Annotated in this window: 12 protein-coding genes and 1 tRNA gene; 2 read left to right on the top strand and 11 right to left on the bottom strand. The window is 66.5% G+C overall.

The annotated features are described in order from the left end of the window. Together ACFWF3_RS14600 and ACFWF3_RS14595 are read right to left on the bottom strand one after the other, a co-directional pair. The coding region (locus ACFWF3_RS14600; protein WP_379314054.1) for an NUDIX domain-containing protein at positions 1–300 on the bottom strand (300 nt) is incomplete at its 3' end. Between the two features lie 124 nt (positions 301–424). Continuing rightward, complete coding sequence (locus ACFWF3_RS14595) at positions 425–1,120, bottom strand: helix-turn-helix domain-containing protein (protein ID WP_378991398.1); 696 nt, start codon at positions 1,118–1,120, stop codon at positions 425–427. Positions 1,121–1,261: 141 nt separating this feature from the next. Here ACFWF3_RS14595 and ACFWF3_RS14590 point away from each other — a divergent pair, with 141 nt between their 5' ends. Beyond that, complete coding sequence (locus tag ACFWF3_RS14590; RefSeq protein ID WP_379314053.1) at positions 1,262–2,086, top strand: DUF1266 domain-containing protein; 825 nt, start codon at positions 1,262–1,264, stop codon at positions 2,084–2,086. On the opposite strand, the gene ACFWF3_RS14585 is transcribed toward ACFWF3_RS14590, so the two are convergent. Beyond that, positions 2,064–2,951: a hypothetical protein gene (locus ACFWF3_RS14585; protein WP_378991396.1), complete on the bottom strand. Its 888-nt coding sequence runs from the start codon at positions 2,949–2,951 to the stop codon at positions 2,064–2,066. The two genes, ACFWF3_RS14590 and ACFWF3_RS14585, sit on opposite strands and share 23 nt — an antisense overlap. Positions 2,952–3,023: 72 nt before the next feature. On the opposite strand from ACFWF3_RS14585, the gene ACFWF3_RS14580 reads away from it, so the two are divergent. After that, entirely contained in the window at positions 3,024–3,272 is a 249-nt protein-coding gene (locus ACFWF3_RS14580) for a DUF5302 domain-containing protein (RefSeq protein WP_378991395.1), read from the top strand. Between the two features lie 91 nt (positions 3,273–3,363). Here the strand turns inward: ACFWF3_RS14580 and ACFWF3_RS14575 are convergent, their stop codons facing one another. The 8 genes from ACFWF3_RS14575 to ACFWF3_RS14540 all read right to left on the bottom strand — a co-directional run. Next, on the bottom strand, positions 3,364–4,425 hold the full coding sequence (locus ACFWF3_RS14575) for a hypothetical protein (RefSeq protein ID WP_379314052.1): 1,062 nt from the start codon (positions 4,423–4,425) through the stop codon (positions 3,364–3,366). 53 nt (positions 4,426–4,478) lie between these two features. Continuing rightward, on the bottom strand, positions 4,479–5,087 hold the full coding sequence (locus tag ACFWF3_RS14570) for a methyltransferase family protein (protein ID WP_379314055.1): 609 nt from the start codon (positions 5,085–5,087) through the stop codon (positions 4,479–4,481). A gap of 2 nt (positions 5,088–5,089) precedes the next feature. After that, on the bottom strand, positions 5,090–5,785 hold the full coding sequence (locus ACFWF3_RS14565; RefSeq protein WP_379314051.1) for a cation transporter: 696 nt from the start codon (positions 5,783–5,785) through the stop codon (positions 5,090–5,092). Further along, entirely contained in the window at positions 5,785–6,114 is a 330-nt protein-coding gene (locus ACFWF3_RS14560; RefSeq protein WP_378991392.1) for an ArsR/SmtB family transcription factor, read from the bottom strand. Before ACFWF3_RS14560 ends, ACFWF3_RS14565 begins: the two co-directional genes overlap by 1 nt. A 125-nt stretch (positions 6,115–6,239) precedes the next feature. Further along, positions 6,240–6,791 (bottom strand): hypothetical protein, encoded by a 552-nt coding sequence (locus tag ACFWF3_RS14555; protein WP_379314050.1) that lies wholly within the window; start codon positions 6,789–6,791, stop codon positions 6,240–6,242. A gap of 462 nt (positions 6,792–7,253) precedes the next feature. Then, positions 7,254–7,330, bottom strand: a tRNA-OTHER gene (locus ACFWF3_RS14550). A gap of 93 nt (positions 7,331–7,423) precedes the next feature. Beyond that, positions 7,424–8,254 (bottom strand): helix-turn-helix domain-containing protein, encoded by an 831-nt coding sequence (locus ACFWF3_RS14545; RefSeq protein ID WP_379314049.1) that lies wholly within the window; start codon positions 8,252–8,254, stop codon positions 7,424–7,426. Beyond that, the coding region (locus ACFWF3_RS14540) for a DUF6879 family protein (RefSeq protein ID WP_379314048.1) at positions 8,251–8,635 on the bottom strand (385 nt) is incomplete at its 5' end. The genes ACFWF3_RS14540 and ACFWF3_RS14545, both read right to left, overlap by 4 nt.

Below are 8,635 nucleotides of genomic sequence, written 5' to 3'. Positions count from 1 at the left end.
CTGCCTGGTGCGGGCGCCCGCACCGGTCAGGTAGTCGAAATCGCCGAGGTAGTCGCTGACTCCGGTGACCTGCAGCCCGGTTTCCTCCGCGACTTCGCGGGCCAGCGCTTCGTCGAGTGCCTCACCCGGCTCGACGACGCCGCTGGGCAACTCCCACCGGCCACCCAGGAAATCCGATCGTCGGCGGCGCAGAATGAGCACTCGCTGATGGCGGACGACGACCGCGCCGACGACAAGCCGGCGGATTTCGTCTCGTTCTGCCTCGATACGGAGCGTGGAGTACACGGATTCGTCGATCATCAGGTCACATCCTCTCGTCGGTGTTCGGACTGGACTGAGCACTTGCGACGGGGCGTGCACTAGTGAGCCTAAACCTTCCGTCACGCTGTGCCGAATGAGACTTTCCGGGCGGTGAGACGCCCGGTCAGCGGGTTTGCAGAGTGCTTACCGAGCATCCAGCCAGGTCACGGACCTCTCGGGACAGGTGCGCTTGGTCGGCGAAGCCGGTCACCGCGGCGATGTGTGCCGCCGGAATTCCGGTGCGAAGCGCGGCGAGCGCTCGTTGAAATCGCAGAATACGAGCCAACATCTTGGGTCCGTAGCCGAAGGCGAACAGGGAGCGCCGGTGCAGCATCCGGGCCGACATGCTCGTCCGAGCGGCGGTTTCGGCGACCGTCGCGCCCGCCGAGAGGGCATCGACGACAGCGGTGAGCGCCGGATCGGCAGGGCCGTTGTCGGCGGCGAATCGTAATGCGATCGCTTCCAGGGCAGCAACGCGGTCGGGCGCGTTGTCGATGCGATCGACGAGTTCGCGGGTGGTGCGCGACGGTGCGATCTCGGCCAGATCGACACGCTGGTTCAGCAGTTCTACCGCCGGAACCCCGAGCAACGTGGGCGCGCTGCCCGGCGCGAACCTGACGCCGACGAATTCTCGCGCCCGCGCGGTCGGTGCGAGGAACGCGCGGCTGTCCGGACCCGCCACCATCAGCGTGCCCTCGGTCCAGATCAGATCCATGCAACCGTCGGGGAACACCGTGACGGGACCGGTGGCGGCGGGCATGGTTCGCGACCAGACCACCGCTCGGTCCAGCCGTGATTCGCGTTCCCGGTATTCGGCCACACTTCGACGGTAGTCCCGCCCACCGACAGGTAGCTGCCGCACCATGATCACCCGGTCCGTAAGATCTGACGGCACGACGTTCGGCTCGGCAGAGGGGTGCCAATGCAACCGACAGCATCAGTGCGGGGTGGACGGCCGCGGGTGGCGGGATTTCCCGGTGCGGACATAGATATCGAGCCGGACATCTGGTCGGGGGCGTTCGTCGACGACGACCGGATCAGGGCGCTGGCTGTCGGTGCGTATTACGGGCGCAGCTGGGGCGCGCAATGCGACGGCGTCGCGTTCCTCCCGGAGGAGCCCGACAGCGCGTCGACGCGGCGGGAGACCGCCATCGAAGGACTGCACGAGTCGTGGGGCGTCGACAACGCCGAGGACGCCCACGACACCGTGCGGCGGCTGCTGGCCGGGATGCACGCGCCGCTGTTCGAACTCGTTCATCCGCTCGCCGTCATGGCCGCGACCGACACCGGCCGGGTCGATCGGTCGGGATTGGCCGACGAGCATCGCGAATTCCTGCACACCCTTTCGGGTTTCCGTGGCTATCGCGGGCCCGCCGGGATCGATCGCGACTACGACGCCTGGCTACAGGCCATCAAACTCGGCATCACCGACAGCCTGCCGACGCCGCTGCAGATCGACGCCACCGCGTGGGATCTGGCACGGCTGGTGTTCATCGCCCGCGCCGCGTGCACGGCCGGATACCTGACCGAGGACGAGGCGTGGGAACACATGCTGACCGGGCTGGATCGGGCGCGTCAGCACTATCGCAACTGGCGCCAGTTCGGCGACGGGTTCCTCACCGGTGCGATCTTCTGGGCGGCCACGCAAGATCTGTCGGCCGCGAAAAACCAAGTGGCCGAACGTAGACGGATGATCGCGGGGCTGCACCTTCGACCGTCGAGTCCGTGGCGGCGGGTGTCGCTGCATCCGGGTGCGCCGGTGTTCAGCCCGGCATCGTCAGCATGATGCCGACGGCTTGACGGCGGAACGGATCGTCGTCGACCATGCCCAGTTTGCGGCGTTCCACCAGCAGTTGCCATTCGCCGAAGAGGTCGGCCGAGCAGGGCATCGACTGGGTGATGGATCCGTCGACGTGCTCGATCTCGCAGGCCAGACGCACGGCCTCGGTGATGCGCGTGAAGTCGGCGGGTTCCCAGTCGACGAAATCGAGGTCGGCGCCCGCTCCCGAGATCCGCAGCGTCGCGACCTGTCCGGGGGCGGTGAGCACTTCGGCGCCGGTGAGGACCGAGACCGGAAATTCGTAGACCGCCCACGCGGACACGAACAGCAGGCGCAGCGTGGTGATCGCGACCAGGCCGGGAGCGCCCTCGTGGCCCGCCTGGGCCAGTTCGAGAACGTACTCGTCGGGCCGGGCGCAGCCGTGCAGGATATCGATCTCGCGTAGGGAGTTGCCCGCGTGCCGCATTCGGCGTGCGGCCGCCGTGACATCGGGGCGCTGCGGGCCGTTCGAACCCGGCACCGAGTGCGGTGGAACGAGATTCGGGCGGGGCGGGAACACCCTGCGTAGGCTGACCAGGTCGCGTTCGACCGCCCTGATCAGCGCCTGCGCCTGTTCGCGTAGGCCGGTTTCGAGGAACACCGGCACCGGATGACGATCCGTCGGCGCACCGTTCACCACGAACTGCGCCGACCGGAAGAACAGCAGCAACGCCATCTGCCCGTCGTCGGTGTTCGCGAGCGCGATCCTGCCCAGTTCGGCCACCCCGACGTCGAGCGCGATCTCGTTGTCGGCGCGCAGCGGCGTCGTCACCAACCGCCCGTCCGCGTACCGGACCGCGACTCGCGCACCCCATACTTCGATCAAAGCCACGTCCCTCCTGGCCTGCCCCGCATCGGTGGATCCTACCGAGGGGCCGTCGCGGGCGGGGCGATGGTCCTGCCGATGGTGTTCGAAGCCGCGCCGAGGTGGCAGGCTGTACGCATGCCCGATGAACAGGAAGTCTCCGCCGAACAGTCCGCGGACGCGATCGAAACCCCGGCGGAGGCGACGAAGCGGAGGTTCCGCGAGGCGCTCGAGCGGAAGAACGGCCACTCCTCCGCGGGTGGAGCCGCCCAGAATTCCGCCAAAGTGCGTGGGACGCATGCGCAGGCGGGCGGGAAGCGCACCTTCCGCCGTCGCGCCGGCGGATAGTTTTCGCTCCGGGACGCGACCGTCCTTCCGTGATCAGCCCTGCTCCGCTGGCAATAATTCTGCGGCGCAGGGCTTTTCAGTGGAGTGGGAGCTACTGCAAGCGGGAGGTATCTGCGTCAGCTTCGGTTCGGACAGCGTTCTCGAAGATGGCGCCGCTGTCGGCTTCGCTGAAAACCAGCCAGCAGCCCCGGATGGCGCCCAGTAGGTCCTCGAGCAGATCGATGGCGGGGCGAGTGGGGTCGAGGCGGCAGATGCGGTAGCCGTCGGTCCAGTCGTCGAGATCGTCGTCCTCGTCGTCACGTTCCTCGATCTCCTGCGCGGCTTCGATGATGCCGTCCAGGTCGCGGACCTTGCCCTCGGAGACGGCGATGGCATCGGCGATCAGGTCGACCACCACCTGGGTGGGCGTCTCCCCCGCACCGAGCCGTTCCAGGACCACGGTCGGCGTTTCGACCTGGAGTGCTTCGATGTCGTCCGCCTCGGCGACCACGTCCACCGACTCGAGGCCCGTGACCTCGCCTGCCACCGTCGCCGCGGCCCGCAGCCAGTGCGCGGCGGCGACCGAGGCGGCGGCGGGGTCCAGTTCGGTGAACAGGTCGATCGTGCCCAAGGGATTGGCCCGGAGCAGGGTGTCCGCCGCGTGCACCTGCACCGGGGAGATCTCCGGGCGGGTGAGTTCGACGGCCTGCCTGGCTCGACCTGCCAGATCGCCCAGTTCCGCGGCCGTGATCGCCGCCTGCTCGGTGAGCACCTCGTTCACCACCCGGTCGACCAGGCTCGCGTCACCGATCGCATGGAGCACACGGCCCACATGGTGCGCGGATTCCTCGATGGGGCTGTAGAAGACCAGCATGCATCCGTCGTCGTCGGGCAGATTGGGGGTGCGCAGCGCGGCTTCGACCTTCGCGAAGCGATTGCGCTCCTCCGCCCGCCGCCACGCTTCCCCGTTCACGACATCGGGATCACCGGCGGCGGTCGCCGGATGGGTGTAGGTCCGCCACTGGAACCGCGCCAGACTCGCCAACGCCGCCGCCAGCTCCACACCGTGCTCGGCGCCTGGCACCTCGGCGATCGTCTCGGCGACATCACCGCGACCGGTCCCCCAGGTGGCGACCAGCGTTCCCGCCCCCGAGTCGTATGCATACCGCGTCATTCGCTCAGTTCTACGTGGCCCACCCGCACCACCCGTCACCAGGGTCTACCGGATCAGAGTGGAGCCCGTCCGAGGCCGGGAACGAACCGTCCCGTCGCCGCGAGGTAGGCACGGTAGTTCGCGCCGTGGACCCGCGCCAGATAGGGCTCTTCGACCGCCCGTACCTGCAGCTCGATCGTCACCAGCAACAGTGCGAACGCGACGATCGCGACAGCGTTCGGGATGATCAGCGTGACGCCGCCCGCGAAGACGAGCATCGCGCTGAAGATCGGGTTGCGAACCAGACCGAACACCCCGGTGTCGACCAAGGTCGTCGTCTCACCGGGATCGACTCCGATGCGCCACGATTCGCCCATCTCGATCTGCGCGTACAGCGTTGCCGCGATACCCGCGACGGCGAGCACGAATCCGGCGGTCTGAATCGGCATCGCGGACAGCGCCCCGATCGGGGCTACGACACCGGCCAGCTGCAGCACCGACGATGCCGTGCCGACCACGATCGCGGCGACGAAACCGACGCCGGCGAGCCATTCGATCGAGCCGGGCCGTCCGCTGATGCCGTGGAAACCGGTCGAACCCGTGGCCTGATACTGACGCCAACTGCGCCAGCCGAAGCCGAGCAGGCCGAAAACCAGGTACAGAACCAGTGCGCAGATCGCCATCATCATGGGTTCCCTCGATCGTCGTTGTCACAGCAGCCGCGGTGACCGACATCGGTAGACATCGTCGCGCAGCAGGTTTCGCCCTTCCAGGCGTTGACTCCTTCTTTGACCGCGATCACCGCGATCACCAGCGCCGCGAGCGGATCAGCCCACGACCAGCCGAACAGGCTGTTGAGCAGCAGGCCGACCAGCAACACGGCCGAGAGATAGGTGCACAGCAGGGTTTGCTTGGAATCGGCCACGGCGGAGGCGGACCCGAGCTCGCGCCCCGCCCTCCGTTGCGCGGCGGACAGCACCGGCATGATCACCAGACTCGCGGCCGCCAGCCCGATCCCGACCGTCGAATGCCGTGCCTCGCCGACCCCGAGCAGCGAACGGACGGCGTCGACAGCGACATAGCCGGCCAAGGCGAAGAACGAGAACGCGATGACCCGCAGCGCCGCCTTCTCCCGCGCCTGCGGATCGCGCCCGGCGAACTGCCACGCCACCGCGGCCGCCGAGGACACCTCGATCACCGAGTCGAGACCGAACCCGATCAGCGCGGACGAGGACACCCGCGCGCCTTCGCTCAGCGCGACGATCGCCTCGACCACGTTGTAGCTGATCGTCGCCGCGACCAACCACCGAATCCGCGTCGTCAGCACCGCCTTGCGCACCGAACTCGGCGCGATCAGCGCGGGCATCCCGATCGACTCCATCAGCAGCAGCCCTCCGATTCCGCCGCCGGGCAGCAGGCCGGATCAACGGCGAGCACCAGGCCGACCAGATCGTCCAACGCCCGCCCGATCCGCGGATCCGCCAGCTCATACCGGCTGCGCCGCCCCTCGGGAACCGCGACGACCAAACCACATCCACGCAGGCAGGCCAAGTGATTGGACAGAATCTGCCGCGAGACACCGATCGCTTCGGCCAGCTCCGACGGGTAGCCAGGTTCCTTCCGCAGACTCAGCAGGATCTTGGTTCTGGTCGAGTCCGAGAGGGCGTAGCCGAATCGGGACAGCGCGTCGGTCTGCACCGTGGATTCCATAGACCTAACGGTACATCAGAATCTGTATTCAGAAAAGGATGTACTGATGGCGCCGCTGAGCGGAAGCAAAAGGCCCCAACCACCACTCCGACGCCGCCTGAACCTGGAGCCAGTCGCCGAGGCAGCTACCTGCGTTGGACGGCACCTGAGACGAACCACTGAACCAAGGTCACAGCCAGCGTTGCTGCCATCTGAGCGGCATCCTTCGTGATCGGAATCGCGGGGGTGACGCCTTCGTGCCGGTCCGTATGCCCTTCCCAAAGCATCCGAATCATCAGCACCACTGCCGTCACGGGAACTGAGACACCAGATTTGTCGCGGATGGCAACCGCATACAGATGGCCTTGACGATCGAGTTGTCCCAGAACATGTCCCAAGGTTGCACCCGCCTGAGCGGGTACAACGACAGGAATCGCCGCCGCTTCGACAGCAAGGACCGCTTCCCGGTACGCCGTAGACGGATCAGGGTGGAACCTGTGCGCAGCGTCCCAGGCAGCCTGCAGATGAGTGGAAGCCACAGTGCGATTAACTGCCGCAGCGCTCTCGCCCGCGTGGCGCATTGCTGCCATGACCGCAGGGTCGTGACGACGTTCCAGAGAGTCACCGGATTTGCTGACCTTCCAGACCGAGCTCCCATCACGCAGGACAGCGTCGATCTGCTTGATCTCGTTCGGCACCAGGCGCCGGTATAGAGGGCTCTCGTCGTGAGTCAACACATGTAGAGCTGCATCGATCCAGTCCAACAGCGCCTCCGACGAAACCCCACGCGCTTCGTGATACCAGAACCGCTCACTCGGCAGGTAACGGAGCCGAGCGGCTATCTGCTGACGCTTCGCGTCGTCGATCGACTGGCTGGCGAGCCACTCTCGAAGCGGATATTCCAGCCACTCTGGAACATCTTCATGCCAACCCAGGTCGGCAGGCAGACCTGCCTTGCGGCTGCCAAGCCTGAGAGTTGTTGCTCGTCACGCAGTGAAGAATAGTGGCCAAAGGATCACTGCGCGAAAGACTTTCGGACTGACTCAAAAGACGACGCACAATGCGAACCGCACCCTGCGATCCGGACGGCCAGAGCAACGAGGTTATAGAGCCACAAACGCGAGAAGTCCCAGGTTGTTGACCTGCGACTTCTCGCCTTGTGGAGCTGCCGGGAATCGAACCCGGGTCCTCCGCCGCGTCGCAGATTCGGCAGCTTGCTGACCTGCGGTTGCATTCCAATCGATCCGGCCTCCAGTGCCCTGTTTCCGCTCCCGGTGTGGGCGAAATGTGGGCCCCGAGTCCGAGCCGATTCTGGCTCTCTGGGCTGGCTTCACAGCCGCGTTTCCATCGCCCGGCGGATGAGCAGCCGGGCAGGGTCCCCAGTGGCGGCCTGGCGGGCGAGCGCGTCGAACGCACGGAGATAGATCAGGATCTCGCGGGGTTGGGTCACCCGCAGTTCCGCCGTGATCGCTTCGACCGTGGCGAGCCGCTGATCGAACAGGACGAAGTTCGTCGCCTGTATCGGCATCTCGGCTTTCGCGGGGATGATGCCCAGCAGCACCCTGGACAAGCCCGCCACGGCAAGCAGGCGGTCCAGTTGGCCGACCATGACCGCGTCGTCGCCGACCGTGGTGTGTAGCGCCTGTTCGGCGATGAGAATGTGGAACTTCCGCCGACCCGAGTACAAGAGCTGTTGACGTTCGATGCGCGCGGCGACGCCCTGGTCTACGTCGTCGGGTGTCCGATAGAACTCGACGTAACGGCGAAGAACGGCAGTCGCGTAGTCCGCTGTTTGCAAAATGCCGGGGATGATCTGCGGTTGGTAGATCCGGAGCATCTCGGCTGACTCGGCTAGGCGGATGTTCGCCTTCTGCTGTCGGTGTGTGCCGGTGCCCAGAACCTTGCGCCACTCGGTGTAGGCCGTTTCGAGGTTGTGCAGGGTCGCCAGCAGATCGGCGAGTTGGTCTAGGGTGCCGGTGTGGGCGCAATAGGCGCGTAGGTCGTCGGATGACGGTGTCTGTCGGCCGTTCTCGATCTTCGAGACCTTCGCCTCGCCCCAACCGGCGAGGTCAGCCAGGGCGCGACCAGTAATGCCTGCTGTACGGCGAAGCTCCCGGAGCCTGGCCCCGAGAGCTTCCCGCGCGTCTGCCGGATTGGTCACCCGGCGAACTCTCCGAACGGAACAGCCACGTTCCACAGCCGGTCACGAGTCGCGACGAAATGATCGACTACGGCCGAGTCGGTGGTGACCGCCAAGCCTGCCGGGGCTCCGCGTTCGTCGGACAGGTTGTAGACGACCCGCTCGTCATCGAACAGCCACGCATCATCCGGCGGGATCTCTCCGGCGTCGTGACGTGGCACGTACCGGATGTTTTCGCCCGCTTCGACGTTGTGGCCGGTGACCGACAGCAACCATCGCTGATAGTCCGACAGCGGTGTGGTGACCACCCGGACACGGCTCACGCTCACGCCGCGTTCGGTCGATTCCCGCATAAGCGCCTGCCACGGTGTCGCGGTGTAGGGCGCTGGCTCACCAGCGAGG

It is taken from the genome of Nocardia sp. NPDC060220 (assembly GCF_042727815.1).
In the GTDB taxonomy this organism is placed as follows: domain Bacteria; phylum Actinomycetota; class Actinomycetes; order Mycobacteriales; family Mycobacteriaceae; genus Nocardia.
Note: the sequence above shows the minus strand (reverse complement) of the source record. Positions and strands in the feature narration are given on the sequence as shown.

What these genes read in the sequence shown, in the direction of transcription:
- ACFWF3_RS14580 (WP_378991395.1), top strand. Translation starts at nt 3,024, where the DNA reads ATGGTGTTCGAAGCCGCGCCGAGGTGGCAGGCTGTACGCATGCCCGAT.
- ACFWF3_RS14570 (WP_379314055.1), bottom strand. Translation starts at nt 5,087, where the DNA reads ATGGCGATCTGCGCACTGGTTCTGTACCTGGTTTTCGGCCTGCTCGGC.
- ACFWF3_RS14575 (WP_379314052.1), bottom strand. Translation starts at nt 4,425, where the DNA reads ATGACGCGGTATGCATACGACTCGGGGGCGGGAACGCTGGTCGCCACC.
- ACFWF3_RS14565 (WP_379314051.1), bottom strand. Translation starts at nt 5,785, where the DNA reads ATGGAGTCGATCGGGATGCCCGCGCTGATCGCGCCGAGTTCGGTGCGC.
- ACFWF3_RS14560 (WP_378991392.1), bottom strand. Translation starts at nt 6,114, where the DNA reads ATGGAATCCACGGTGCAGACCGACGCGCTGTCCCGATTCGGCTACGCC.